The 26,704-nt window shown below is 34.7% G+C and carries 23 protein-coding genes and 3 pseudogenes; 3 read left to right on the top strand and 23 right to left on the bottom strand.

Annotation, left to right across the window (positions count from 1 at the left end; genetic code table 11):
• Positions 1-126 precede the first annotated feature (126 nt).
• A pseudogene (locus NBW37_RS02610) lies at positions 127-279 on the top strand (Rpn family recombination-promoting nuclease/putative transposase); the annotation flags it as partial.
• Here the strand turns inward: NBW37_RS02610 and NBW37_RS02605 are convergent.
• The 11 genes and pseudogenes from NBW37_RS02605 to NBW37_RS07600 form a co-directional block, all read right to left on the bottom strand.
• A complete protein-coding gene (locus tag NBW37_RS02605) occupies positions 268-3,513 on the bottom strand; it encodes a latrotoxin-related protein (protein ID WP_250296782.1) in 3,246 nt (1,081 codons plus the stop codon). The pseudogene NBW37_RS02610 and the gene NBW37_RS02605 sit on opposite strands and share 12 nt — an antisense overlap.
• Positions 3,510-4,521 (bottom strand): IS630 family transposase gene (locus NBW37_RS02600; RefSeq protein WP_250295836.1). Its coding sequence is split into 2 segments (ribosomal slippage): positions 3,510-4,007 and positions 4,009-4,521, totalling 1,011 coding nucleotides; the frame shifts between segments, so codons are not numbered across the junction. The genes NBW37_RS02605 and NBW37_RS02600 overlap by 4 nt, the downstream gene beginning before the upstream one ends.
• A 54-nt stretch (positions 4,522-4,575) precedes the next feature.
• Positions 4,576-6,078, bottom strand: a complete 1,503-nt coding sequence (locus NBW37_RS02595; protein ID WP_250296780.1) for a hypothetical protein — start codon at positions 6,076-6,078, stop codon at positions 4,576-4,578.
• A protein-coding gene (locus tag NBW37_RS02590; RefSeq protein ID WP_250295841.1) for an IS5 family transposase occupies positions 6,075-6,901 on the bottom strand; the annotation gives its coding sequence in 2 pieces (ribosomal slippage) (positions 6,075-6,514 and positions 6,514-6,901; 828 coding nt in all). The genes NBW37_RS02595 and NBW37_RS02590 overlap by 4 nt, the downstream gene beginning before the upstream one ends.
• A gap of 32 nt (positions 6,902-6,933) precedes the next feature.
• Positions 6,934-9,540, bottom strand: coding sequence for an NB-ARC domain-containing protein (locus NBW37_RS02585; RefSeq protein WP_250296778.1), 2,607 nt, complete (start codon positions 9,538-9,540; stop codon positions 6,934-6,936).
• A gap of 445 nt (positions 9,541-9,985) precedes the next feature.
• Positions 9,986-11,587, bottom strand: a complete 1,602-nt coding sequence (locus NBW37_RS02580) for an ankyrin repeat domain-containing protein (RefSeq protein WP_250296777.1) — start codon at positions 11,585-11,587, stop codon at positions 9,986-9,988.
• Positions 11,588-11,734: 147 nt separating this feature from the next.
• On the bottom strand, positions 11,735-12,904 hold the full coding sequence (locus NBW37_RS02575) for an IS4 family transposase (protein ID WP_250295821.1): 1,170 nt from the start codon (positions 12,902-12,904) through the stop codon (positions 11,735-11,737).
• 42 nt (positions 12,905-12,946) lie between these two features.
• Positions 12,947-13,135 carry a hypothetical protein gene (locus NBW37_RS02570; RefSeq protein WP_250296775.1) on the bottom strand — a complete coding sequence of 63 codons (189 nt, stop codon included), beginning with the start codon at positions 13,133-13,135 and terminating at the stop codon, positions 12,947-12,949.
• A 37-nt stretch (positions 13,136-13,172) separates the two neighbouring features.
• A protein-coding gene (locus tag NBW37_RS02565) for an IS630 family transposase (RefSeq protein ID WP_250295836.1) occupies positions 13,173-14,184 on the bottom strand; the annotation gives its coding sequence in 2 pieces (ribosomal slippage) (positions 13,173-13,670 and positions 13,672-14,184; 1,011 coding nt in all).
• A 54-nt stretch (positions 14,185-14,238) separates the two neighbouring features.
• Complete coding sequence (locus tag NBW37_RS07605; protein WP_256466281.1) at positions 14,239-14,406, bottom strand: group II intron maturase-specific domain-containing protein; 168 nt, start codon at positions 14,404-14,406, stop codon at positions 14,239-14,241.
• A gap of 93 nt (positions 14,407-14,499) precedes the next feature.
• Positions 14,500-14,793, bottom strand: a pseudogene (locus NBW37_RS07600) (reverse transcriptase domain-containing protein); the annotation flags it as partial.
• A gap of 105 nt (positions 14,794-14,898) precedes the next feature.
• Between NBW37_RS07600 and NBW37_RS02555 the strand changes: the two are divergent.
• Positions 14,899-15,771 carry an IS982 family transposase gene (locus tag NBW37_RS02555; RefSeq protein WP_250295817.1) on the top strand — a complete coding sequence of 291 codons (873 nt, stop codon included), beginning with the start codon at positions 14,899-14,901 and terminating at the stop codon, positions 15,769-15,771.
• Here the strand turns inward: NBW37_RS02555 and NBW37_RS02550 are convergent.
• The 9 genes from NBW37_RS02550 to NBW37_RS02510 form a co-directional block, all read right to left on the bottom strand.
• Positions 15,715-16,335, bottom strand: a complete 621-nt coding sequence (locus NBW37_RS02550) for a reverse transcriptase domain-containing protein (protein ID WP_250296774.1) — start codon at positions 16,333-16,335, stop codon at positions 15,715-15,717. The genes NBW37_RS02555 and NBW37_RS02550 overlap by 57 nt on opposite strands.
• Before the next feature lie 613 nt (positions 16,336-16,948).
• Entirely contained in the window at positions 16,949-17,167 is a 219-nt protein-coding gene (locus NBW37_RS02545) for a head-tail joining protein (protein WP_458695352.1), read from the bottom strand.
• Positions 17,167-18,171 carry a major capsid protein gene (locus NBW37_RS02540; RefSeq protein ID WP_250296772.1) on the bottom strand — a complete coding sequence of 335 codons (1,005 nt, stop codon included), beginning with the start codon at positions 18,169-18,171 and terminating at the stop codon, positions 17,167-17,169. Before NBW37_RS02540 ends, NBW37_RS02545 begins: the two co-directional genes overlap by 1 nt.
• Before the next feature lie 46 nt (positions 18,172-18,217).
• Positions 18,218-19,229 (bottom strand): IS630 family transposase gene (locus NBW37_RS02535; RefSeq protein ID WP_250295836.1). Its coding sequence is split into 2 segments (ribosomal slippage): positions 18,218-18,715 and positions 18,717-19,229, totalling 1,011 coding nucleotides; the frame shifts between segments, so codons are not numbered across the junction.
• Between the two features lie 88 nt (positions 19,230-19,317).
• Positions 19,318-19,689 carry a head decoration protein gene (locus tag NBW37_RS02530; protein WP_250296771.1) on the bottom strand — a complete coding sequence of 124 codons (372 nt, stop codon included), beginning with the start codon at positions 19,687-19,689 and terminating at the stop codon, positions 19,318-19,320.
• A gap of 428 nt (positions 19,690-20,117) precedes the next feature.
• Complete coding sequence (locus tag NBW37_RS02525) at positions 20,118-21,188, bottom strand: S49 family peptidase (protein ID WP_250296770.1); 1,071 nt, start codon at positions 21,186-21,188, stop codon at positions 20,118-20,120.
• A gap of 65 nt (positions 21,189-21,253) precedes the next feature.
• Positions 21,254-22,672: a phage portal protein gene (locus tag NBW37_RS02520; protein ID WP_250296769.1), complete on the bottom strand. Its 1,419-nt coding sequence runs from the start codon at positions 22,670-22,672 to the stop codon at positions 21,254-21,256.
• Positions 22,672-23,703, bottom strand: a complete 1,032-nt coding sequence (locus NBW37_RS02515) for a PDDEXK nuclease domain-containing protein (protein ID WP_250296768.1) — start codon at positions 23,701-23,703, stop codon at positions 22,672-22,674. Before NBW37_RS02515 ends, NBW37_RS02520 begins: the two co-directional genes overlap by 1 nt.
• Positions 23,704-23,729: 26 nt before the next feature.
• On the bottom strand, positions 23,730-23,915 hold the full coding sequence (locus NBW37_RS02510; protein ID WP_250296979.1) for a hypothetical protein: 186 nt from the start codon (positions 23,913-23,915) through the stop codon (positions 23,730-23,732).
• A gap of 52 nt (positions 23,916-23,967) precedes the next feature.
• On the opposite strand from NBW37_RS02510, the gene NBW37_RS02505 reads away from it, so the two are divergent.
• Positions 23,968-24,794, top strand: a protein-coding gene (locus tag NBW37_RS02505; protein ID WP_250295841.1) for an IS5 family transposase whose coding sequence is annotated in 2 segments (ribosomal slippage) — positions 23,968-24,355 and positions 24,355-24,794 — 828 coding nt in all. Because the reading frame shifts where the segments join, the coding sequence is not laid out codon by codon here.
• A 49-nt stretch (positions 24,795-24,843) separates the two neighbouring features.
• Here NBW37_RS02505 and NBW37_RS02500 read toward each other — a convergent pair.
• The 3 genes and pseudogenes from NBW37_RS02500 to NBW37_RS02490 all read right to left on the bottom strand — a co-directional run.
• Positions 24,844-25,146, bottom strand: a pseudogene (locus tag NBW37_RS02500) (terminase gpA endonuclease subunit); the annotation flags it as partial.
• Positions 25,147-25,154: 8 nt separating this feature from the next.
• Positions 25,155-26,166 (bottom strand): IS630 family transposase gene (locus NBW37_RS02495; protein ID WP_250295836.1). Its coding sequence is split into 2 segments (ribosomal slippage): positions 25,155-25,652 and positions 25,654-26,166, totalling 1,011 coding nucleotides; the frame shifts between segments, so codons are not numbered across the junction.
• 26 nt (positions 26,167-26,192) lie between these two features.
• Positions 26,193-26,567, bottom strand: a complete 375-nt coding sequence (locus NBW37_RS02490; protein ID WP_250296767.1) for a hypothetical protein — start codon at positions 26,565-26,567, stop codon at positions 26,193-26,195.
• Positions 26,568-26,704 lie beyond the last annotated feature (137 nt).

The raw sequence follows: 26,704 nt of genomic DNA, 5'->3' as shown, positions 1-26,704 counted from the left end.
AGATCCCCCTACCGTTCGTACTCCATTTTTTAAAGCTAGGAGTGTACTGAGATGCCTACGATTTCTATCAATCAATCCAATTGACAGCTTGCTCATTATAGTCTTGCGACTTTGATTTAATATACAATCCAAATCGGCGAAGAAAAAGACAGAGAAGAGGGCGAAAAACAGGCTAAAATAGCAGTGGCTAAAAATTCACTTAAGGCAGGTGTCTCTATAGATGTTATCGCTGAAATCACCGGCCTTTCACTTGATGAAATCAAAAAGCTAGGGAATTAAAGCCTTACTTTGATTTCTTGAACCTCTGTCCTGAGTTACATGACTTTGAACGGAAGTATCATTTAAATAACTTTTAGGCTTTAAGCTTATTTGTTCATCACTAACTTCTAATATACTGTCCCTGCTACTTAACACCTGTTGTATTGATTGATTTAGTACTATATTTAGTCCTCTATTAAATTCAGTCATAAACTTATTGAACTTCTTTGGACTTAATTTACCAGGATCCCCTGCTTTTTTACTAGGCAATGCTTCCTCTATATGCGATTCTAAAATCCCTGGAATCTCATTAACTTTACCACCCATAATTTTTCCTGTAACCTCTTTTTGTATTTTCCCAAAATCAATATTTAATCGGTGCATTGACATTCCGCTTTTTAAAGCAGCTTGCTTTACTGCTTTCTCAAGTCCCTCTGTAATATTTAATGCATAGCTCTGCGCTTCTATTAATGATATGTGCTGATCTGCTGTAGAAATGTACTTTTGACCTGTAATTTTTCTAATTAATAAATCAAGTAACGTTATTGTACCATTGTCAACTTGTGAAAAATAATGTTCCCCCATTTTGAATATTGTTTCTGCTGCTGTTTCTTTACCATCAAGCTTAAAAGCACCAGGCATTTGTCTTTCATCTACTTGTTGTAGATTTACATTGAAATAATTAACACAATCTCGACGAAGATCCCCACTTCTAACATAATCAGCAAAACTTGAATAGACACCCTTAGCAGCTGCGTAAGTATTAGTTATCGGCTTCTTTAACCAAGAAATGCCTACATTTATCCATGAAGATGTTTTTGTTGCTGCACTTACTACATTTTCTTCTCTGTTCTCATCGATAGCACGACGATTACGTGATGAGGAATTGTGATGCTTGTGTCTAATATGATGTGTACTAATTTCAGGGTTTACAGTAGTTGTAGTCTTTTGTAAACCCGTTGTATTTAAAATAATACCACGAACATTCTTATGCTTTTCCTGTAAAGCATCGAAATTTGTTGCGTTATTTATTTGCATTTCATGTTGCCTCAAGTTTATCTCTTTATCAGCGAATTTTATTGATAATGTTCGCATTTTTTGCTCTTGGTAAAAGTCCTTAAGTAGGATAGTGCAATGTTGACTTTCTTCTAAACCTTGATCAAACACATTAGTAATTATTAAGTCATTCCTTAAGCGAGCAAAAGTGTAATTACCTACTTCTTTTTTGATAACTATTTCATTTTCTTCTTCAATATCATTAGGAGTGATTACTATAATTTCTTTATCTTTATCAAATATTAAAGGTAGTGCCTCTAAGTTCCACGGGTGACGATCACCTTTAATCTTCATAGGTCCGCTATTTAAAACCACACGTAGCTCTTTATACCATCCATTTAGCAACGCATTTTTTAGTATTACACTAGAAATTAGAAATTCAGAAGATAAGTCTATGCACCTACCAGACGAGAAGTAGTGATTAGAGTATAATTTTATTATCAAATCATTATCATCTTTATAAATTTTAGATGAAACTTGTGACTCAGGACATTCTATTTTGGCTTGTTCAATTACTTTACGTAAATCAAGAGTATCTGTAAAATCTCCCGTATTCAAATTGTAAAGAGTTACTTCAGGTATAGCAGTATCGAATGCTGAAGTGATGACATACACATTCTCACCACCATTACCCACTAAGTGACTCTTATACAGTGGATTATTATGCATAACTTCATGTGCACCATGCCCAACTAATACAGTTTCATTATTAGGCAATGTAAATTGCATAGTCATTTTTAAACGATTTGCAATTGCTGCATATTCACTAATTGTTTCCTCAACTGTCTTATTGATGCTTTGCTCTGCATAAAAATTGTTTCTATTTAATATTTTGACTTCTGTATTATCTTGAAAGAGGTACCTGGCATTTACTGGAAAGTCAGTATATTTTCTTCTTGAATTGTCGTAAGAATTTATTAAAGTTACATTGAATTCTTTTGATTGATCAAAAAAATTGAAAGTGATATCATCTTTCCCGATATTAATTTCTCTAAGATTTGAAATAGAGTAGTCAAAATGGAACCTATGTTGAATTGGTCCTTTAAAAGAAAATGAAACAGATGATTCACTATGCTCACCTCTAGGAATTATATAATCTATAAAATTTACACTTTTATTGCTCTTTTCAAGCAAAAACACTTTGGTGTAACCTCTGAGTACAACTGTTGGATTTTTATTTAAGTCGTAAGGAATTTTAACATAATCTTGCTTATTACTATTCTCACCACCTAGGCCATCCACATACTCTAGATTTTCAACGAAATGTATTCTATCTGCTTTACTTTTCCTTCCGTAAATTTGATTTATATAACTTGTCTTAAGTCTATACGTACATTCATATGACTCACTATATTCATCATTTCTACTACACACAGATCCTTGTGTATCTATTAATGCATACTCGTTGTTTTTTGTACCAAATCCTCTGAGGTCTAGTGTATCAATTCCTCCCATTCCATTAAGGATTCCTGTTATATTGTTTGCTTGCAGAATAAATGCATCATCTTTGTTGCCTCCAGTATAATTTTTATAACCGTTATTCACGATAAAAAAATTAGAAGAATCAGGTGTTCCAATAGCAGTGTCTATTCCTTCGTCCAATGCAATTAGAGTTTTATTACCTGTTCTGTTAGTCTTATATTCGACACCTACGGCACCTTCGCAAAGAAATTTAACTTTTGATGAGCCAGGTTCTACTGCTGTGTGTTCAATAGGTATCATCCCCACATGTGTGTAAACATGAATCATTAGATTTTTACTTACTGTTCCTTCAACACAAAATAAGCTTCCTTCATCTGGTACACTATCACTGATTTTTATATATCTTTCTTTTTCTCTTAAATCTATAAAGCTACTTTCAAAGAGTGGAAATGTAACATTATATACACGAGTCACCTGGAGCTGATCAGAAGGTTTAGGAAGCATGTTTATGTTCTTCTCGTATTCCAACTTGCATGTATAACGTTTACAATCATCTACGGATAATTTATTCCCTTGAAGAGACCGTAGAAATTGTTCTTTTTTTTCTTTAATACTTGGAAAAACATACCTAGCAAAATCAGTATTATTCTTTAAAAATTCAATTGCATTTTTGACTAATTGATTATTATGCTCTTTCACTTCCATTCGCTCTTCAATTTCTTTTGAAGGTGCCATGCCAAAAAATGCCCTAACTCCCTCAGTCATACCAACCCTCATAAATAACTAGACAAATAATTCACAGAGCAAATGGTTTTGATCGAACTTTCCGTAATATCTCGAATAAATTCAGATACAGCATTTTCAAGTAATTTAATAGAGTCATACATCTTGTTCTTTATTATATTTTCCTTTAAATGTTGCCAAAATCTTTCCACAGGATTGAGCTCAGGCGAGTACGGCGGCAAATAAATTATGGTGATATTTTCAGGAGTTTTTAAACCTTTAGACCTATGCCAACTTGCGCAATCCATGATAAGAAAAGCTTCTCTAGTCCCCAAATCTTTCGACATCTGCTCCAAAAATATGTTCATGCAATCTGTGTTTACATGTGGAGCAAGTAGGCTAATATCCTCTCCATTCCTGGGATTTACAGCGCTGTAAAGATAGAAGTTTTCTCTTCCGATTTTTACTTTAACTTGTGTTCTTGAGCCCTTTTTAAACCATCCATGTCCAACTTTTGAGTGCGTTCCAAATCTCGATTCATCGAAAAAAAACCTCCTTTTTCCGGTTCTTTTCCACAATTTCATTGAGATTTTTTTTGAACTCCTCTTGTTTGTTTTTGTCTTGTTTATAATGTGCTGGACGAGGTGTGATATATGTAAATCCTAGCTTCTTCATAAGCCTTCTCGCCGTTGACTCACTTACTTTGATAGCTAACATTCCTTCAACTATACCTTGCAATTTTTTAGCAGTCAGATTTGCCCCATCTTCTTCTATTACCTCTCTTATTTTTTCCTTCTTCTCCTCGTTCAGTTTTGGTTTAGGTCCTCGCCCTGGCTGTATTGCAAACCCAATAACACCTTTTTCTTTAAATCTTGCAATCCATTTCATTAATGTCGTTCTCGTAATTCTATATATTTTAGCAACTTTTGAGATACCATACTCCTTTGCTGATATTATTGCTTGTAACCTTCTTCCTATCTCTCCTCTTATTCCATATTTTTTTAATTCTAACTTGCATTGATTATATAGTTCTTCTCCTATTGCTTTACTTTTTCCTGCCATAAACTACATATTTATTCTTTCTAGCCTCAATTATTTGTAGTTTTTACTATTTGTCTATCTATTAGTGGAGATTGGTATCAATTCTTCTTCTTCAGTTAAATGAACATGTTTTTCAATCTCCTCAACTTGCTTTTTCGCATGATCAATCTCCATTTCCAGAAAGATCGATGCTCCTATTGCTTCGCCAATTGGTCCAGTAAATTCTGATACCCCTTCTATTACTTCTAAGAACTCTGCAGCTTCCACTCCTGCTTCTGCTGCATCCATGCCTACAAAAATTCCATTTGAGATTATTCCTGACAGCGCATCTTTATTGCCATCTCTATATTCTCTTATTTGATTTATTAGGTCATATGCAAAAAAACCCGCTGTTCCACGTTTAAGAAAAGGAGATGCTGCTTTTAGTGAATTACCAAGTAATTTTTTGTCAGCTTCAAGTGCAACTCCTTTAGCGAGAACTTTGTCAGCTGCCTTTCCGAATACTTGACCTCCACCTATTAAACCAAGATTTACTGCAACATTTTCATAATTGCCATTTATAATGTCAGCACCAATATCTTTTATCATAAGTCCAGAATTTAGTTTGTGAGAAATTTTACCTACCTTCCCTAAATGTGACTTAGTTTTATCTGGTTCGTCTGCATCTTCCCAACAGATGTCATTAGCACTTCGCTTTTTTCTTTGTGATGATGAACACTCTGTTGGAGTTGAGAGTTCAAGTAATTCCTCTTCTTCAGAAGTTTTATCCTTACTTTCAGAACTATGTTGTGAATCATCTGAGTCTCTATATTTTTCCTTTTTAAGCAGACTTATAATTTTTTTAGAAATTTTGGGAAGTTTACTAGCCGCACCTAAGATTGTATCATCTTTATCAAGAATAGGTGATTGATCATCATCCCTCTCTAGGTAAGCTTCAGCTCTTGCATCAGGATCTGCTCCATACTTCATTAGCAATTCTACTAATTTTGATTCATTTTCGAAAACAGTATCAAATAAATATTTATTTTTCTTTTTTTGATCAATCTTATCAGCCTTTAATAAGGCTCTCAATATATGTGGATTCTGCAAATTTGTGATTTCAAGATCATCAATATTTGCTCCGTGACTTACTAAAATTTCTGCAATTTCATAATTTTTAGCTTGAAGTAAAGCTTTGTTTTTTGCTTTTTGACTATTCTTTACTTCATCGTTCTGTAAAATCTTCGATAACAGTTTACGATTACCTTTTTTAGCAAAATAAGTTAAAATATGACTACCGTGAAGATCACCAAAGAGAACGTTCACTTGATTTTCTAAGTCTGGATATTGACTTGCATAGTGGCAAACAATTGCTGCATGAATCTCATTACTTTTGCTAAGTGGTTTATCACCTTGATGACGTGTCTTAGGACCACCTTTTTTAGTTTTATTTAGTATCTCAATAGCCTTCTCTAAAATGTCTTTTTCTTTATTTTCATCCTTTAAATTTATACGCACTACTTCTTGAACTAGTCTGTGAACATTTGATTTATCCTGTGCAGCTCCTTCGTTAATCATTAGACTTCTTTCAAAATTCATGAAAGGAGCTCTCTATTGTGAATAGAGGCAATCAAATTAAATCTTAAGCCAAAACGTTTTCGTCGATTTCTATATCTGTCAGAAATGATTTTAAACCTTTTCAATAAGCCGATTACGTTTTCAACTACCACTCTTCGTATAGAGAGAGATCTATTTTCTGCTTTTTTCTCCTTTGATAAAGGATTCTTTTTTGATCTTCTATGTGGTAATTCAACATTTTTATGTATCTTTTGCATTCCTCTGTAACCAGAATCAGCTAGGATCTTAGTTTGCGGTAATATTGCTATCTTTGATTCTCTAAACATCCGAAAATCATGTTTTCTACCATTGGAGAAAGATGTACATACGACCTTTTTACTCTTCTTCTCTGTTACTATTTGTGTTTTTATAGTATGCCTTTTTTTCTTTCCAGAGTAAAAGCGCTTTTGCTTTTTTTTGGCCTTTCTACTGCTGTTTCAGTTCCATCTATTACCAAAACTTCGTATTCTACATTACTATTTAATAGATCTTTTTTTCCTGGTAATGCAAAATCTGGATGTTTTATTAATGTGTCTTCTACCCACCTTATTATTTTAAAACAGTTGCTTTCACTCATGCCATAACTTTGTCCTATATGAAAATATGTACGATATTCTCTCATATATTCCAGTGCCATAAGTAATCTATCTTCTATACAAAGTTTGCTTTTTCTTCCACTTCTAGCTTTTTTCCTTTTATCCTCCTCATCTAGAATTTCTACCATTCTCTTAAATGTTGATTTTTTTACCCCCGTTAAACGTCGAAACTTTTCTCCTTCTAACTTTTCTATTTCCTTATATTTCATGCTTCCAAATACTTGATCTTACTCTCTCTCCCTCAATTTTGAAAGAAGTCTATTGAATAATCTTTAAGTAGCTGAATGGCTCTATTTACGTTTCCAGAACTTTCCAATTGTAAAAATATTTTATTAGAAATTTCGTCAGGATTGAAATAAGCCATAATGTTTAAAATCTCTATGGCTTTTTGTCCATCTACCCCTTCTTCTTTTATCTTATCAAGCGTAACTTGCCAAGTTGTTAAGACTGTTTTAGTATATGGATCATTAGATTTCTCAAGCGCATCACTCCCAAGTAATTGTTTGTTTTTTTCATCATATATTGCTAAATAATCATTGATTCCAAATTTAGAATTTATGTTTTTTGACTGCTTAATATAAGCTACCGCCTGTGCAAGTGCTAACGGGAGTCTTCCGAGCTTTTCTGCTAATGCGTTTATTTCTTTATCTTGTAAACTATCACCACCTGCTATCTCTAGCTTTGTCCTTATAAATTCTTTGGCTTCTTCAAGAGTGAACACATCAAGATCAAGAACTTCTACTCTTGTATTTTCCCAATTTCTATATCTGGACGTGATTAAAATACTTGGTTTGTTACCTACAAATTGCTTTGGCAAATATTTTTCAATCTGCTGGTAATTTTCAACATTGTCAAAAATAAATAAGCTTTTTGCTTTTTTAAAATGCTCATATATTTCTTGAGCTAAATCGTGAGTTTTTTTCTCATCATCATCCACGTCTTTTTTTGTAATCCCTAATTTAGATGCCAACCTCTCAAATGAACCAGAAATATCTTGAGCATTTATCCATATAACGTTATTATCATAGTCTGTAGAATATTTTTCAGCATATTTCAGAGCCAGTTGAGTTTTACCTATTCCTCCTAACCCACTAACGGAAGCTTGCTGACCATTTGAGCCCAAATTCCCTGAGTTTGAAGTCTGTGAATTGATTGATAATTCTGAAATTTTTTGAACTATTGCTGTCACACTTTGACCTGACAATTTCTCATGCAAATCCTCCAAATCTTTCTTTCTTCCGGTAAAATTTTCTATTGGCTTGTTTAAATCAAACATGGTACCTTTAGGTGGTTGTTTTTCTGATTTTGTCTTTTTATAGAAATTTTCTAGCACCTCCTCAACTATTTTCTGAACTTCAACTTTATCAAGGGCTTTATTAGGTTTAAGTTCAGAAAGCACACTCTCTTTCAATCTTGTTACTTTTTCTATTTCATCTATTGTAAAAGGATCTGTTGGCTCATCATATACTTTCAAATGCTCCTCTACTAACTCACCTTTTTGTTTAATGGCCGTAAGTATTACATTTTCAATATTCCCTATTTCGCCTACTGTATCTTCCTTAAGATAAGATATAATTTTATTTACAGCTACTTCTGCTAATTTTTCCACATTATCGTCATTCTCTAACAAAGTGGTTTTATACATGTAAAAAATTGTAGCTGCAGCTTCTAGTACTTCTTTATTTAAATCCTCATCGCTTTTATCTTTGGTTATAGCTTCTAATTTTTTTTTGATTTTCATCTTCTGCTCTTTATCGCCAAGAAAGCTTTCAATTATAAAATTAACATAAGGGAAGAAGATATTTTTACTAGTAGCTGTCATTGCAGGTATTGCTCCGTGTTTATGTGTGTCATGAGTAAATATTCCAGGTAATGCTGAAACCACTCCTGAAAATATTTCACTTACTACGCGTTTAGCTTCACCTATATTCACCATTTCCGAAAACGTTTTCCCTTGATAATTCTTGTAAAATTTTATAATAACTTGAAATTCTATAATAAAATATTTAACATATTCATGTGCTAATTTATCTTCCTCCTGAGATAAAAGATTTATTTTTTTTACCATTGACTGATCTTCTTCCCCAATGGAAGGCCTTTTTTTACCAGCTCGTTCTGAAGTTCCTGGTTGCTCAATTTCCACTGGTTCAGGATTTTCATCTTTTTCGTCTATACTTGAAACTTGAGCTGTATTTCTAGTGTTAAGAATTGGTTCAAAATGTGAGTTTCCGTTATTTATTATGTGTATTGTATTGGCTTCATCATAATTTATATCACCTATAGATTTCGAGCCGGATTCATCTACAATTTGATGAGCCCATATTTCTTTTCCCTCCACGTTATACTTCTCAATAACGTGTAATTTTATACTATATTTTTTACAGATTATCCTTCCTTCAATCTCTGTTCTACCCCATATTGGCGACTTTAACTGTAGCAACTTCACTTCTTCCAGGTTTTTATCAATCTCGCTTACTGTAAATTCAATACGTGGGAGATACTCATTAATTGGCTCAGTCTCACTTTTTAAAGCTTTTGTAAGCCACGATGAACCATTGTCTAATTGGCTTTGAGCAAATTCCTTACAAACCATTCTTAAAGACTTTACAGTGAAGTCCATTTCAGGTTTTAACTGTTTAAGACCTTGAACAACTGCATCAAAGAAACAATCTCCTCTACCTACTGCTTTCCCTATTTCAAAATTTTCCGGTAAGCGCGTATTAACTCTGCGGTTACGCTCAAATTTATGGGATTTACTAATTTGTTCTGTATACTGCTCTCTTTCTACTGGCTCATTAACTTCTCTTTCTTTTTTAAAATAATCCACTGGATGCTGTACTTCTAGCATAAAGGCTCCTTATTACTCTTGTTAATATCAAACCCACTATGCTAAGCTTGTTATATGATAAGCTGGAAAATTAGGAGTGCAAGAATTTTTTATGTGGGTTTCGGTATTTTATTCTCATATTAGAATATAAAACTATCGTAAGCTTCTCTGTTATTTCCAAATGAATTGCCATTAATTTAGCAACATACATTACTAATAACTTAAATGATCTAGCTATTCCCAGCAACTAAAACCGCTACCCGTGAGAATAAGTTTTTTTGGAATGCATTGGTCTGCTGTGAAAACTTCAGAACTTCTGTAGAAGGAAAGTCCCTGTTTTTATAGCAATTACCTTAAAAAATACCGTTTCAAAGTACTTTATATAGGTGAAAAACACCAAGTTACTTTTTGAATCCTAAAAAAAACTTCGATTTTGTTTTCGCAGCAGGCCTCCATGTATCCCTCTTTAATTAAGAGACTGACTAGCTCCTTGAGTTTGTTCAATTCTTGGGCACTCAAGGTTACTCTTTATACATTTATTTTTAATCGTCTCTACAAATGTCTTTACTTTTAGTGTAGGAATACCTCTTTCTTGTACGTTTTCGAAGTCTGCAAAGTAAATTAGTGTATTATTTCGCACTCCTATTCCTTTTTCTTCAAGGTCACTTTTGTGCACCTCAAAAAAGTTCCTTATACCAGCAAATGACATTGCTTGAAAATTACTTTTATAATGGGTTGATAGAAAATCAATCAATGGTCTATGGTTATGCAGGAAAATTTCTTTTTCTGCTTCATTAGCTTTATTAATTAAAATATGAGCATACTCTGGGTACTGTTCTTTCAAGCTTTCTTGGTTATCAAACTTATTACGTATATCTTTATTTTTTTTCCACATGCTAGCTAGTTCATTAACATCGCTTCCTTTAAAAAAGTCATACAGTGGCTTATTAAGCTTTTTTATTTCGTCCTTACAGTTTTGAAACCGCTGAGCGTAATTGTTATATCTCTCACGCGAAGTGTTTACAAACTCATTTTTTTGTTGTAAATTTGTTTCACTTACATATAAATCAGCAGCTTCTAGTCTTGCTATATGATTTATTATTAGGTTATAACTTTCTGTAAAAAATTCGCTCTCCTGTAAAGGAACATTTCCCAACAAATCCTCTGCATTAACATCTGCCCCTGCTTTTATTAGAGCTTCTACTATCTCTCCATTATTCCTAGAAACAGCAATGTGCAAATTAGAAAGAGTATCTCTTACATCAATATTAGCTCCTCCTTTTATTAGAGCTTTCGCTACTTCTGTATTATTATTCACAATAGCAACATTCAAAAGAGTAGTACTACCCAAAAATACATTGACATCAGCCCCCCCTTCTATTAGAAGTTTTACTATATCTGCATAACCATGTAAAACAGCACGGTACAAAAGAGTCACACCAGAACTGTTTTTTGCACTAACATCTGCTCCTGCTTTTATTAGAGCTTCTGCTATCTCTACATTATTATTTTCAGTAGAATAGTATAAAGAAGTCATACCAGAACTATCTTTCTCATCAACCTTAGCCCCTTTTTCTAATAGAGCTGTTACTATATCTTTATAGCCCTTTTCAGCAGCTAAAAGTAAAGCAGTATACCCAGCAGTATACCTATTAGCTGCTTTCTCATCAACCTTAGCCCCTTTTTCTAATAGAGCTGTCACTATATCTTTATAGCCATTTTTAGCAGCAAAAAGTAAAGCAGTATATCCACGAGCTGTTTTCTGATCAACATTAGCCCCTTTTTCTAATAGAGCTGTCACTATATCTTTATAGCCCTGTTCAGCAGCTAAATGTAAAGCAGTATACCCATTAGGTGTTTTCTGATCAACATTAGCCCCTTTTTCTAATAGATCTGTTACTATATCTTTATAGCCCTGTTCAGCAGCTAAATGTAAAGTAGTCCTCTTATATTCTTCTACTGCATTAACATGAGCTCCAGCTATTATTGACTCGCGGACTTCTTCTTCCTTTCCCTCTCTAATGTTATCCAAAAGTTGTTTTGATTTCGTTTGTTGTATTCGATGCATAAGACTAACTCAAAAAAAATATTAATATTTAATTTTAAACATATTAATAATAAATGTCAAGTTTTTGTCAATTAATTGCACTTGCTGTAAACTTGGACGAGTAGACCGGTGGAACTTCCCCACCAGCCCCCATAAGTGTTGAAAGTATCAAAAATGGCGTGATATAAGGTGATTGACGGCATGTAAATTACCTCCCGACAGTAAAACAATCGAACGTATAAAAGAGTCATTTAGATCCAATGTGAATTGCAGTAATGCTATTTTGAACCCATGTAGATTATTTTTGATTTTATAAACAAGAAATAACAAAGCCGTAATAATAATCATGTAAATATACACCTTCATGCCATTCATAGTATGGCTTAAAAAGTGCTTATATCCAAGATTTTGCTTTATAAATTTAAAGAACACTTCTATATCCCATCTGCGCCTATATAGCTCTGTTACTTCATAAGCTGGCATTTCAAACAAGTTTGTCAAAAACCATATTTCATCTCCAATTTTATTTCTGATTTTTATTAGCCGTAGATCATGCTTTTCTGCCACTTTACCTCGTGCACGATAAAGATTAACTATTATATCTTCTAAAATCTCTGATCCATCCGATTTTTGTTCTCCTATAACTTTGTTCCTGCTTATAACATCATGTTTTCTTCCTACTTTAACTCTTGTGATAAATTTGTACTCCTTTTCATCAAATTCGGCAAAAGTTCCAACTTTTCTGATTCCTCTATCAAATAATAAAATATCCTCTTTTTCAACTTTAGCTTCATTAATTGCTCTCACTAATGCTATATCTTCACTACTTTCTTCTTGTCCTTTACAAAATCTTATACTTGTCGGCAATTGATCCTTTAATCCTACACTCACTTTAACTTGACTATCGTTACTTTTACCGCCTATTTTCAGCCCATCTTTTATGAGATATCCCGATAAATTTATGATCGTCGAATCAAACTTATGTAAGTTATTTGATGTTTTTTGGGGTAATAGCTTTTTAATCTTGCTCATCAAATCAATATATACTCCCTTAAAATATTCTGGATTTATAACTTTTAACCTTTTTGACAAACCACTGTATGTTACTGTACTTTTATCGCTATTCTTATCCATTATACACCTGTTTATTACCATTTCTAGCGCTCTTAGGCTTGTTTTTTGCCCCATTAATATTAACTTCATTAGACCTTTAAATATAATCTTGCCCAACAATTTAGTATTACATTTATCTACTTCACTTAATTTTCCTAGCCTTTCTAAATCCTCATCTTTTATTAAATTTAGTACTCTTTCTATTTGATCCATTATTGCCTCCATTTTCTTGCAATAATAGTTCTTTATGTCTTTTTTGTGTTACTTTCAACACTTATGCACCAGCCCCTCACAGAACTGTGCATGAACCTCTCGATTCACACAGCTCCCATTATTCAGTCCTTTGATTCCCATACTAGACTCCAGTGGTAGAAAGTATTCGGATTTCCTTTTCTCATTTTTCCTAGAAGTTTCCTCGCTAGTCTTTTTCCAATCTGATATTTCCTTTTTACCCACTTTTCTAGGTGCCTCTCTACATTATTAATACCAACCCTCATAAATAACTAGACAAATAATTCACAGAGCAAATGGTTTTGATCGAACTTTCCGTAATATCTCGAATAAATTCAGATACAGCATTTTCAAGTAATTTAATAGAGTCATACATCTTGTTCTTTATTATATTTTCCTTTAAATGTTGCCAAAATCTTTCCACAGGATTGAGCTCAGGCGAGTACGGCGGCAAATAAATTATGGTGATATTTTCAGGAGTTTTTAAACCTTTAGACCTATGCCAACTTGCGCAATCCATGATAAGAAAAGCTTCTCTAGTCCCCAAATCTTTCGACATCTGCTCCAAAAATATGTTCATGCAATCTGTGTTTACATGTGGAGCAAGTAGGCTAATATCCTCTCCATTCCTGGGATTTACAGCGCTGTAAAGATAGAAGTTTTCTCTTCCGATTTTTACTTTAACTTGTGTTCTTGAGCCCTTTTTAAACCATCCATGTCCAACTTTTGAGTGCGTTCCAAATCTCGATTCATCGAAAAAAAACCTCCTTTTTCCGGTTCTTTTCCACAATTTCATTGAGATTTTTTTTGAACTCCTCTTGTTTGTTTTTGTCTTGTTTATAATGTGCTGGACGAGGTGTGATATATGTAAATCCTAGCTTCTTCATAAGCCTTCTCGCCGTTGACTCACTTACTTTGATAGCTAACATTCCTTCAACTATACCTTGCAATTTTTTAGCAGTCAGATTTGCCCCATCTTCTTCTATTACCTCTCTTATTTTTTCCTTCTTCTCCTCGTTCAGTTTTGGTTTAGGTCCTCGCCCTGGCTGTATTGCAAACCCAATAACACCTTTTTCTTTAAATCTTGCAATCCATTTCATTAATGTCGTTCTCGTAATTCTATATATTTTAGCAACTTTTGAGATACCATACTCCTTTGCTGATATTATTGCTTGTAACCTTCTTCCTATCTCTCCTCTTATTCCATATTTTTTTAATTCTAACTTGCATTGATTATATAGTTCTTCTCCTATTGCTTTACTTTTTCCTGCCATAAACTACATATTTATTCTTTCTAGCCTCAATTATTTGTAGTTTTTACTATTTGTCTATCTATTAGTGGAGATTGGTATAAGCAGTTTATACATCTCCGTTTGGTAAAACCTGCCATAATACTGATACCAGCCTCTGACTATTGGATTTACTTCCTTTGATATTTCCTCTAACTTTTTTCCTGTAAATTGGTATATTTTCCACGACCTTATGGTTTGAGTGATCTTTTTCTTGGCCTTATTGCTAATCGCAGGTAGAAATCCAACGAAATATTTCCCTATTTTACTCTTTGCTTCTCTAGGTCTAAAAGTGTACCCTAGAAAATCAAAACTTTGTTTAGGAAATGCATTCTTACTGTTGCTATTCTTACAATATACTACCTGTGTCTTTTCAGAATGCAACCTCAGTTTAAACTCAGCCAATCTTTCTTCGATCATTACTTTCATAAATTCTGCCTGCCTGAGAGTTTTACAGTGTACTATCGCATCATCTACATACCTCTCAAATGGTATTGTCGGGTACTTCTCTCTCATCCATTCATCAAATACATGATGCATAAATATGTTAGAAATGATTGGGCTTACAGAACCTCCCTGCGGAACTCCTTTATCCCTAACTACCCTACTAACCCCAGTTGCGGATTAGAAGTCAGTGAAAAAGATAGGGAAATAGGGTAAACTCCGGAAACATATTATCAAAAAGTAGAGAGGTTACCCATGAATAAAAATGTAACAGAATTATTTTGCTTTGTAGACGATTTTTGCAAGGCTATAAACAAAAATTTCGCAGAAAAACTCCTGCCAAACAGTAAAAAACCTACCAGAACGCCAGAGATTACGCATTCTGAAATTCTTACTATAATTTTACTTTATCAACAATCTAGATGTGAGGACTTTAAATCTTTCTATACATATTATTTGAAAGCACTATATGGATCTGAGTTTCAAAATTTGCCAACATATAGTAGATTTATTAGGCTAAAACCGAGGGTTTTATGGTATTTAGCATTACTTTTGCAATGGCTATGTGAGCAGTCGAAAATGACAGGGATTTCGTACATAGATGCAACATCTATCGCTGTTTGCCATCCAAAAAGAATCTCAAGAAACAAAGTTTTCAAAGGATTGGCAAAGCTTGGAAAGACTACATATGGCTGGTTTTTTGGTTTTAAATTGCATATGGTAATTAATGAAAAAGGTGAAATTCAAGGAGTTACACTTACTAAAGGTAACGTTGACGACAGAAAACCAGTACCAAAATTAACTGAAAAACTGACTGGTCTTTTGTTTGGTGATAAGGGCTATATAAAGAAAGAGCTCTTTGCAAAACTCTTCGATAGAGGACTAAAACTCGTTACCAAAGTAAAAAAAGGTATGAAAAACACATTAATGCTACTTGAAGAAAAGATTTTTTTAAGAAAAAGGTCGATTATTGAAACAGTTTTTGGCTACCTAAAAGACAGACTTGAGCTTGAGCATTCAAGGCACAGGTCTCCAATAAATTTCTTGGTGCACGTCTTTTCCACATTAGTTTCATATTCCATGAAGCCTAAAAAGCCCTGTATTTCTAGATTTTACTATATTGATTAATCCGCAACTGGGGTTACTACCGTCTGCTTGCTGAATTGGAGCTTTCATCCATCTTTCAGCATACAGTATGATCCATTTGCAGTCTGTGTACTTTTTGATAGCTTGCAATGCCAACTCGTGGTCCAGATTGTCGAAAAATCCTGATATATCAAGATCTATCACCCAATTGTACCTCCAGCATCTTTTGCGTGCTGTATCTACCGTATCCAGTGCTGATTTGTTTGGTCTATAACCATATGAATCCTCATGGAATTTTGTTTCTACTAGCGGCTCCAAATACATAGCAGCAGCCGTTTGCCCTATCCTATCAAATACTGAAGGAACACCTAAAATTCTTTTTCCTCCTCCAGTACCTTTCGGTATTGCTACAGCTTTTACAGGCTCTGGAAAATAACTTCCAGATGACATCCGATTCCATAGTTTGTAGAGATTATCTTTTAGATTTTCCTCAAACTTTGCTATCGAAACCTCATCCACACCAGCAGCTCCTTTATTCTTCGATACTTGTTTATAAGCTCTCCAAATAAGCTGCTTCGGTATGTCAAAAGACTTTGTTTTACTCATTAATTCCTCCCCTTTCGGTTGATAAATAATTAAAACTAAATAACCCAGCCCCTTCGCTCCATTTCCATTACAGAAACTTCTTCACTACTACGAGCTGATCCGCCCCTGTTCTTCGCATCGGTACTCTCATCCTTAGAGTTTAGCTCCTTGGACTTCTCCCTTATCATCGAAACGACAGGTTCCCGCAGTTCCACACAATAGCCTTAAATAGATTCACGCCACCTCTATGCCGGACGCCACCTATCCAGTAAACAAGTTCCTGATAGGTTTATCCCAAGAGATTGAGGAGCCCATGGTTTTGACGTCGTCTTTGGAATTTCGACACTTCATCAGTGGTTCATTTTCATTCGCCTCTCTATTTTACACATGATGCATAATTGCATCTTTTCCATAACGCTCACTACCATGGCTCTTTACCACAGCAGCTTATGGCTGTTTGAAGCCTGTTCTTGCAAACCGACTTCGAGGGGCCCACCCTCATCTATTGTGCAGCTTTGCACTTAGTTTGCTCATTTTTAAGCATTCTTTGTGTCCCTACGGCACACCCTCAATTTTCCATATTTCACTCGAAGAATCTTTTAACGGTGGTTCAAAAATTTTGTAGAATCTTTTTTCAATCTTGACCTATGCTAAAGGAAGTAACGTCCTCACTGCGTATCTCTATTGAGGCAATTTGCTGAGTTAATGCTCCATCTGCACCTAAAGAGTACGTAGTATCGGGACGTTTAATTAGCACTTTTATTTTACGAATACTCTCCTTATTTTTATTACAATATGTGGCTTCCACTCCTAAATGCTCAAAACAATCTTCCAATAGTTTTCCTATATTCATCAACTAGAACTAATTTTTACTAGCACTCCTGGTCTGTGGCACATTGGTAAAGGATTTGACTGAGTATGTAAATCGGTCCCTCTATCAAATCTTCTTGGCTCCTGTTTTGCATATAGTGGCTGTCCAAGAGTATTCACCGTTTCATTGAAGTCTGCTGGTGCAAAATATGTAGTAAATGTGCTTGCTGTACCAAGTGGAAAACAGTGTCCGGTATCTCTTTCTATAAATCTTCTTACGGTTCCTTCAGGGTCGGTTGCTTGTCCTCTGTACTCCTCAAATGTTATTCCACAGAATGTAAACCCTGATCTCATGTCGTTTCTCAGAGCTGCCCCTTCTTGCCATCTTTCATATGCTTCTTTTACTTTCGCATGAGAAGTTAATGCATCAAAAAACTCAGGACTTACCAGTGCATGAATCCCGGTCATATATTCACCACTTAAGTTATCTTCAACATGCCGCAATACTTCCAAACACTTACGCTTTACATCGGTGGTTGCTGTTCCTAGCGCAAAATTTACTACTTTCGGTGTTATTTCAAATTCGTTGTACAGATTTAATAATTCACTGCCATCTGCGTCCAGAATAATCCCTTTCAGCGCTCCCATTCGCAAATGCTCCAACGTTATTGCATGTTTATTTCTCATTAGCTGCAAATGATCAGTTATTACATCTGCCAGCGCTTTAAGTTCACTTTCTGACCCAAATGCCCTTATTCCCTGTACTTCCTCTGGTAACACTACATCATCATGAGGAATATGTGGAATGGTAAATGTTCTTATTTTCCGTTTTCCTCGTTTTCCTACTGTTGCTGGTCCTCCTGGCACTTGTGTTGGTAATAAAGTTAAAACTCCATGATGTTCTTCTATCGTAATATGACGAAATCTTACTGACCTACTTGGAAATAAATTCAAATTTTCTGTTCGACCATAATTTATCGGCAATATGTTCATTGCATTTGTTAATGCTGTCATACTAAATGCTGGATTTGTAAATGGATTTTGCATGTTTTTTCCCCTTGTTTTCCCTATTAATTTAAGTTGATACCAACCCTCATAAATAACTAGACAAATAATTCACAGAGCAAATGGTTTTGATCGAACTTTCCGTAATATCTCGAATAAATTCAGATACAGCATTTTCAAGTAATTTAATAGAGTCATACATCTTGTTCTTTATTATATTTTCCTTTAAATGTTGCCAAAATCTTTCCACAGGATTGAGCTCAGGCGAGTACGGCGGCAAATAAATTATGGTGATATTTTCAGGAGTTTTTAAACCTTTAGACCTATGCCAACTTGCGCAATCCATGATAAGAAAAGCTTCTCTAGTCCCCAAATCTTTCGACATCTGCTCCAAAAATATGTTCATGCAATCTGTGTTTACATGTGGAGCAAGTAGGCTAATATCCTCTCCATTCCTGGGATTTACAGCGCTGTAAAGATAGAAGTTTTCTCTTCCGATTTTTACTTTAACTTGTGTTCTTGAGCCCTTTTTAAACCATCCATGTCCAACTTTTGAGTGCGTTCCAAATCTCGATTCATCGAAAAAAAACCTCCTTTTTCCGGTTCTTTTCCACAATTTCATTGAGATTTTTTTTGAACTCCTCTTGTTTGTTTTTGTCTTGTTTATAATGTGCTGGACGAGGTGTGATATATGTAAATCCTAGCTTCTTCATAAGCCTTCTCGCCGTTGACTCACTTACTTTGATAGCTAACATTCCTTCAACTATACCTTGCAATTTTTTAGCAGTCAGATTTGCCCCATCTTCTTCTATTACCTCTCTTATTTTTTCCTTCTTCTCCTCGTTCAGTTTTGGTTTAGGTCCTCGCCCTGGCTGTATTGCAAACCCAATAACACCTTTTTCTTTAAATCTTGCAATCCATTTCATTAATGTCGTTCTCGTAATTCTATATATTTTAGCAACTTTTGAGATACCATACTCCTTTGCTGATATTATTGCTTGTAACCTTCTTCCTATCTCTCCTCTTATTCCATATTTTTTTAATTCTAACTTGCATTGATTATATAGTTCTTCTCCTATTGCTTTACTTTTTCCTGCCATAAACTACATATTTATTCTTTCTAGCCTCAATTATTTGTAGTTTTTACTATTTGTCTATCTATTAGTGGAGATTGGTATGAGTTGAAGTTTAGACACCTTTGCGGATGATAATACCACGCGCTTCAAGTTGCTTTATTGCTGCAGCTTTTTGCTCTTCAGTGATATTTGCTGGCCACACCACTGCATGATCCGCTAACATTGCTATACGTGTAATGATTACTGCTTTGGTATTTTCTATTGCATTTACGTCACTTGTTATTACACCTATCGCTGTTTGTGTGCCATCTGTTGCTGCTGGATTAAGTACCCTAATAAAACCATCGTCTGTCTTCTTCGCAACTACTGCACCAAGCTTAATATTTTGACCTTTTGCTACTGTTATTTGGTCTCTTGAATATAGACTTGATGCCTCATATTTCAGAAGATCACCTAAGTTATTTGCTTCAGTTATACTTGTCATTTTTGCTCCTTTTTTTCTTTAATTTTATCGCCATGTTTGATACGCGGCGGTAAAAGATTTATAATAATTTTGGCTACTTGTTTACCGCCGTGTTTGTAGCTGTTATACGCCGCAGTAAAAGATCTGTAATTGCCTATTCTGGCACATTTCGAACACTTATTTACCGCGGCTTATGTTAGCGTGCTTACTATTACCCACAAATAAAAACATAGTATTGTATTTACTCAAATAATTTAATTTTATTAACCTGAAAGCTTATTGGATTAAAATTATTAAACTAAGAGTTATAATTTTAGCAACTAAAAGCTGTAAATTGCACCATATAAACAGTTATTTCAAGCAAAAGTTATGCCATTAAGAGCTATGCAACAAACATTTATATTTGTGGGTAATAGTAAGGTTAGCGTGATATACCGCGGTAAAGAGTCTCAAATGCCTGCTCGATTTTTCGCCACCTGTATCATCAAGTCTTCTGCTGAATTCTGTGGTATCGTACTCATTATCTCTGTTTTCTCTGTTTGCTTTGCCAATATTGACATTAATACCTCTTGTACTTGTTTTGGATTCATCTCCTGTTTTATAAATTCTTCTATCTTTTCTGGCATCTTTGATAAATTACATAATCGTATTAATTCAAGAACTTCAGTACGATAGCTGTCATTCTTGATTTTATTAGTTAAATTATCAGTTTCTAGGTCAGTTGTAGTTTTCTCGTTCATAGTAATACTCCTGTTTTTATTAATAGATGAAAGAATTGTGATTCCATCAGCAAGTCCTATCTCTATTGCTTTTTCTCCAAAATATAACCCTGCTTCGGTTGATTTGATTCTTTCCATGGACAAATTTCTGTTTCGTGCTATGAGCTGGACAAACATCTCATATAGGCGATTTACCTCTCCTTGCAAGCTTTCCAGACTTTCAGACGTTATCGGCTCATGCGGATTTAAATCGTTTTTTCTCTTTCCTGCAAATACTGTGGTATACTTTACCCCCTGTTTTTCATCAAATCCACTTTGATCAACGTGACTTGCTATTACTCCTATGCTTCCTACCCCAGATGTTCTGCTTACATACACCTTTTCAGCGCTAGAAGCTATAGCATACGCAGCAGAGTAAGCATCATCATTTGCTATCGCCACAATCCTCTTTTTTGTCCTTGCTTCGTAAATAAAGTCCGAAAGGTCGAATAAACCGTTTACTTCTCCTCCGGGGCTGTCTATGTCCAAAATTATTGTTTCTATTTCTTCATCTATTAAAGCTTCTTCTATCTCTTCACGTATCTTCTCATATGATGTCATCCCTAAAATATCGTCAAAAGCTTCTGAATTCTTCGTCAAGATTCCATGTATTGGTATTACTTTTATTCCCATTTCACTATTTCTTGTTACATGTTTTATGTTTTTAAACGTAGGGTGTTTTGCTGCTTGTAATGACAGTAATTCAAAACTTCTCGCCTCTATCATCATCGGCTTATTCATCCAATTTATTTGTGTCGTCATATGTTTTTAAAATTTTTTATTTGTGTCTGGGGCAATAAAAACCCTTTTGTCATAGAAATAGAATTTTATATCATTTCAGCATTAGAATTCACATCAGAATCAAAACTTAAGCCCAGTTCACTCGCACGTCTTTGGTCCTCAGCAATTTCTTGGTCGATTTCTTCTATATCGTAACCCAGCTCTGATACCACCTCTGACCTGCTCTTAAACCCATTTCTTACCGCCATTTGCTGTGCTTGCTGATCTTTCAGCGGGTCTACCCAATCAAATCCTTGTGGTATCCATTTTACTTCTTTTGCCCCTTTTTTTGTCCATTCTTCTCCTATATCGAGTTCTCCTGAGAGTAGGGCTAATTCTAACCACCTATCCCATACTGGACGGCAAAACTGAAATACCATTATATTATGCTGTAACATTCCGCACCTCCGCCGAAACTCTATTAACCCTGCTCTTATTGATGAATAATTGACACCACTTAGATCTCCTGTTAGCTGCTCATACGTTATCCCTGTGCCTACTGCTATTGCTCTGAGCTGCTGTTTCATAAATGCTTCATAACTTCCCCCAACATCTGATGGTTCTGAAAATTTTATGTCTTCACCTGGATCAAGTAATTGCATAGTCCCAGGTTCTAAACCTGACAGCGCTACTACATGTTCATTGCTTTCTCCTTCTCCTAAAATATTTGCTTCTGGATCGAGTCTGGTAATAAATCCAGCAAACATTGCAGCAGTCTTTTTTCTCACTAATTCTGCATCATCATATTGATCTAGTTCATAGAGCTTTAACAGTACACTGGACAACCATGGTACTCCTCGAATCTGCCCAGGTCTTAGTGGTCTGTAAATATGTAAAACATCATTTGCTGGCACTCTCACCGATTCGCCAAACGAGCCTTCTCCTGGATGTTCTCTAAACAGGTAGTACGCTTCTCTTTGCCCAAGTCTATTAAACTCAATGCCACTCTGAATTACATTACCATTGCCGAGCGTCTGATTGCTTTTATTATCTAAATGCTCTGATTCAAGTACTTGCAGTTGCAATGGCACACAAAGACCATCTTCTCGTTTTCTTGTTCTCAGCCGTACAAAACATTCCCCTCCCTCTATCATGCTCCTACAGACCAAAGCTTGTAACCCATAAAAATCATTTATCCCACTGCTGTCTGCTTCATCTGTCCATCTCAGCCATAACTCTTGCACTTTTTTCCGAAACTCTGCATCTTTCGCCTTTGACTGCGGCTTTATTCCTGTCCCAACAGAGTTACTTACTATCGTATCGATGATGTTTGCTGCATAGGAGTTCTTTCTTACCATGTCTCGAGATCGACTTCGTAAAGTTTCAAGTCTTTGAGACAGCAAATTGTTTATGCTTCCTGACTCTGGTTGAAAGTGAAAAAATCTTCTTCCTGAACCTGCTGCATCCCATGCAGAGCTTTTTATCTTTGGTTTGCGGAATAATTGTTTGAATGATTTTAGTAGCATTACTTTTCCTTGTCTGAAACTTTTGATAACTCAGCTTCTAACTCTTCTATTGTTGGCAAAGCTGTTTTTACCTCTTCTGGTAGATTTTCAGTGATTTGATACTCTGCAAGACCTATTGGTTTGGTCATGTCTCGGAGTGCATATTCAGCAAGTACATTATCTTTAGATTTGCATAAAATTAATCCTATTGAAGGGTTATCTGTTGAGTGTTTTAGCAAGTCATCAACCATTGATAAGTAAAAATTCATCTTTCCAGAATGTTCTGGTTCAAACTCAACTGCTTTAATTTCTATTACTACAAAACACCTAAGCTTTAAGTGATAAAATAGGAGATCTAAGTAGTAATCCTTTTGTCTAACTGTTAAATGGTATTGGCGCCCAACAAAAGAAAAACCAGCGCCGAGTTCCAGTAGGAATTTCTCAATATGTGCCACTAACCCTTTTTCTATTTCTCTTTCATGAGCGTCTTTGCCTATACTTAAAAAATCAAAAATATATGGATCCTTAAGAGTTTGATTTGCTAGATCTGATGTTGGATAAGGCAGTTTTTCTTTAAAATTTGTAATTGCTTTACCTTGCCGTTTATGAAGGCCAAGTTCTATTTGATGTATCATTATAGCGCGTGACCAACCATACTCTGAAGCATTTCTTATATAAAATAGCCTTGCTTCGTGATCTTTTACTCGCTCCATTAAAACGACATGATGATACCATGGTAATATTCCAGCAACTTGCTGGAGAAATTCAGGATTAGGATAAATCTCCGCAAAACGCCTCATATTATGCAAGTTAGCAATACCAAATCCTTTCATTTCAGGGAATTCAGCCTTTAAGTCTCTACTTAACTGCTCAATTACTTTAGATCCCCAACCCTGACTCTTTTGTTTTTCTAGAATCCGCGTTCCAATATAATGATAAAGCAGTAGTAGTTCTTTATTTACTGTTCTTGCTGCCTTATAACGACTAGTAGCAATATGTTCTTTCAACTGCTCTAAAAATTCTGTATATTCTTTTCCTACAATTTTTGTCATGGTGTTCCTTTCAACGATTTTTATCATTATATGATCCCTTTATTCGTTGAAATAACAATCTTTCTTTTTGGCTTCACACCTGCGATTTTCAATTCAGATTTAATGCGTTGTCTTAAATCCAATAGATCTTTTATCTGAACTTCTCCATACCTAACCACATGGTCACCATACGCAATCGATACTACTCTTTTGCCACTCTGAAGCTTCTTTATTAGACTTCTTTCAAAATTGAGGGAGAGAGAGTAAGATCAAGTATTTGGAAGCATGAAATATAAGGAAATAGAAAAGTTAGAAGGAGAAAAGTTTCGACGTTTAACGGGGGTAAAAAAATCAACATTTAAGAGAATGGTAGAAATTCTAGATGAGGAGGATAAAAGGAAAAAAGCTAGAAGTGGAAGAAAAAGCAAACTTTGTATAGAAGATAGATTACTTATGGCACTGGAATATATGAGAGAATATCGTACATATTTTCATATAGGACAAAGTTATGGCATGAGTGAAAGCAACTGTTTTAAAATAATAAGGTGGGTAGAAGACACATTAATAAAACATCCAGATTTTGCATTACCAGGAAAAAAAGATCTATTAAATAGTAATGTAGAATACGAAGTTTTGGTAATAGATGGAACTGAAACAGCAGTAGAAAGGCCAAAAAAAAGCAAAAGCGCTTTTACTCTGGAAAGAAAAAAAGGCATACTATAAAAACACAAATAGTAACAGAGAAGAAGAGTAAAAAGGTCGTATGTACATCTTTCTCCAATGGTAGAAAACATGATTTTCGGATGTTTAGAGAATCAAAGATAGCAATATTACCGCAAACTAAGATCCTAGCTGATTCTGGTTACAGAGGAATGCAAAAGATACATAAAAATGTTGAATTACCACATAGAAGATCAAAAAAGAATCCTTTATCAAAGGAGAAAAAAGCAGAAAATAGATCTCTCTCTATACGAAGAGTGGTAGTTGAAAACGTAATCGGCTTATTGAAAAGGTTTAAAATCATTTCTGACAGATATAGAAATCGACGAAAACGTTTTGGCTTAAGATTTAATTTGATTGCCTCTATTCACAATAGAGAGCTCCTTTCATGAATTTTGAAAGAAGTCTATTGCTTGTTCAACTTGAGACAAATACTCTTCGTTATACATTTTTCATCCATTTACTTTTCACTATCCTCTTTGATTTTTTACTTTCTGGTTTTTCACTCAAACTATTCCATTTACTCTCTGGCCATCTATCTATTCCCAGTGCTATTGATGCTGCTCTTGCGTAAACTCTGCAATCTAGTACTTCATTTCGGTCTCTTATCTTTTGCCACTCTTGCTTGGTATACCCTTTTACTACCTTGGTGATTAATTGCTCTGCTGTTAATTGTTTAAAGTACTCAGGTGGATACTCTGGAAAATGACAATACCCAGGCGCCCCTTCTGTTAAAACATTAATACCAACCCTCATAAATAACTAGACAAATAATTCACAGAGCAAATGGTTTTGATCGAACTTTCCGTAATATCTCGAATAAATTCAGATACAGCATTTTCAAGTAATTTAATAGAGTCATACATCTTGTTCTTTATTATATTTTCCTTTAAATGTTGCCAAAATCTTTCCACAGGATTGAGCTCAGGCGAGTACGGCGGCAAATAAATTATGGTGATATTTTCAGGAGTTTTTAAACCTTTAGACCTATGCCAACTTGCGCAATCCATGATAAGAAAAGCTTCTCTAGTCCCCAAATCTTTCGACATCTGCTCCAAAAATATGTTCATGCAATCTGTGTTTACATGTGGAGCAAGTAGGCTAATATCCTCTCCATTCCTGGGATTTACAGCGCTGTAAAGATAGAAGTTTTCTCTTCCGATTTTTACTTTAACTTGTGTTCTTGAGCCCTTTTTAAACCATCCATGTCCAACTTTTGAGTGCGTTCCAAATCTCGATTCATCGAAAAAAAACCTCCTTTTTCCGGTTCTTTTCCACAATTTCATTGAGATTTTTTTTGAACTCCTCTTGTTTGTTTTTGTCTTGTTTATAATGTGCTGGACGAGGTGTGATATATGTAAATCCTAGCTTCTTCATAAGCCTTCTCGCCGTTGACTCACTTACTTTGATAGCTAACATTCCTTCAACTATACCTTGCAATTTTTTAGCAGTCAGATTTGCCCCATCTTCTTCTATTACCTCTCTTATTTTTTCCTTCTTCTCCTCGTTCAGTTTTGGTTTAGGTCCTCGCCCTGGCTGTATTGCAAACCCAATAACACCTTTTTCTTTAAATCTTGCAATCCATTTCATTAATGTCGTTCTCGTAATTCTATATATTTTAGCAACTTTTGAGATACCATACTCCTTTGCTGATATTATTGCTTGTAACCTTCTTCCTATCTCTCCTCTTATTCCATATTTTTTTAATTCTAACTTGCATTGATTATATAGTTCTTCTCCTATTGCTTTACTTTTTCCTGCCATAAACTACATATTTATTCTTTCTAGCCTCAATTATTTGTAGTTTTTACTATTTGTCTATCTATTAGTGGAGATTGGTATAAGTACTCTACTAGCCCTTGTAAGTCCATTATTGGCTCACCCTTGAGCTTTTCTCTCAGTACCCTTTCTAGTGTTTCCTTAACACACATAATCATTGCTACTGCAGAATCAGTTACTCCTTCTATAACTTTCAGGTCATCCATTTCTCGACCTAAAATCCTTCCTACTCCCGTATAGCTATTCACCAGATTTTTAGCAATTTCTTGAGCTTGTGGCCTTTCATGTACTGCACTTAGAAACGTTTCCATTATTTCACGATCAAGTAGTGCTTTACCTTTGCTTTCTAATATTCTGAATTCTATTTCTTCTTTACTTTTATTCATATAATTTACCTTTCACTAACAACAAACTTTTTTTAGATATTTACTGCTGTTTTTTTTATCAGCATTGGCATAAAGCCATAGCTTTCGAGTGAAGTCAAATCAATTTCTCAATCTTTTTTATTTATTTTTTTATGAGA

It is taken from the genome of Wolbachia endosymbiont of Oedothorax gibbosus (assembly GCF_936270145.1).
Classification (GTDB): Bacteria; Pseudomonadota; Alphaproteobacteria; order Rickettsiales; family Anaplasmataceae; genus Wolbachia.
The sequence above is the reverse complement of the archived record's forward strand: the minus strand, read 5'-3'. Positions and strand labels throughout refer to the sequence as shown.

Bases quoted from the DNA above. Each gene is read 5' to 3' on its own strand.
- NBW37_RS02605 (WP_250296782.1), bottom strand. From the start codon at position 3,513: ATGAGGGTTGGTATGACTGAGGGAGTTAGGGCATTTTTTGGCATGGCA.
- NBW37_RS02595 (WP_250296780.1), bottom strand. From the start codon at position 6,078: ATGAATTTTGAAAGAAGTCTAATGATTAACGAAGGAGCTGCACAGGAT.
- NBW37_RS02585 (WP_250296778.1), bottom strand. From the start codon at position 9,540: ATGCTAGAAGTACAGCATCCAGTGGATTATTTTAAAAAAGAAAGAGAA.
- NBW37_RS02580 (WP_250296777.1), bottom strand. From the start codon at position 11,587: ATGCATCGAATACAACAAACGAAATCAAAACAACTTTTGGATAACATT.
- NBW37_RS02575 (WP_250295821.1), bottom strand. From the start codon at position 12,904: ATGGAGGCAATAATGGATCAAATAGAAAGAGTACTAAATTTAATAAAA.
- NBW37_RS02555 (WP_250295817.1), top strand. From the start codon at position 14,899: ATGAATAAAAATGTAACAGAATTATTTTGCTTTGTAGACGATTTTTGC.
- NBW37_RS02550 (WP_250296774.1), bottom strand. From the start codon at position 16,335: ATGAGTAAAACAAAGTCTTTTGACATACCGAAGCAGCTTATTTGGAGA.
- NBW37_RS02545 (WP_458695352.1), bottom strand. From the start codon at position 17,167: ATGAATATAGGAAAACTATTGGAAGATTGTTTTGAGCATTTAGGAGTG.
- NBW37_RS02540 (WP_250296772.1), bottom strand. From the start codon at position 18,171: ATGCAAAATCCATTTACAAATCCAGCATTTAGTATGACAGCATTAACA.
- NBW37_RS02530 (WP_250296771.1), bottom strand. From the start codon at position 19,689: ATGACAAGTATAACTGAAGCAAATAACTTAGGTGATCTTCTGAAATAT.
- NBW37_RS02525 (WP_250296770.1), bottom strand. From the start codon at position 21,188: ATGACGACACAAATAAATTGGATGAATAAGCCGATGATGATAGAGGCG.
- NBW37_RS02520 (WP_250296769.1), bottom strand. From the start codon at position 22,672: ATGCTACTAAAATCATTCAAACAATTATTCCGCAAACCAAAGATAAAA.
- NBW37_RS02515 (WP_250296768.1), bottom strand. From the start codon at position 23,703: ATGACAAAAATTGTAGGAAAAGAATATACAGAATTTTTAGAGCAGTTG.
- NBW37_RS02490 (WP_250296767.1), bottom strand. From the start codon at position 26,567: ATGAATAAAAGTAAAGAAGAAATAGAATTCAGAATATTAGAAAGCAAA.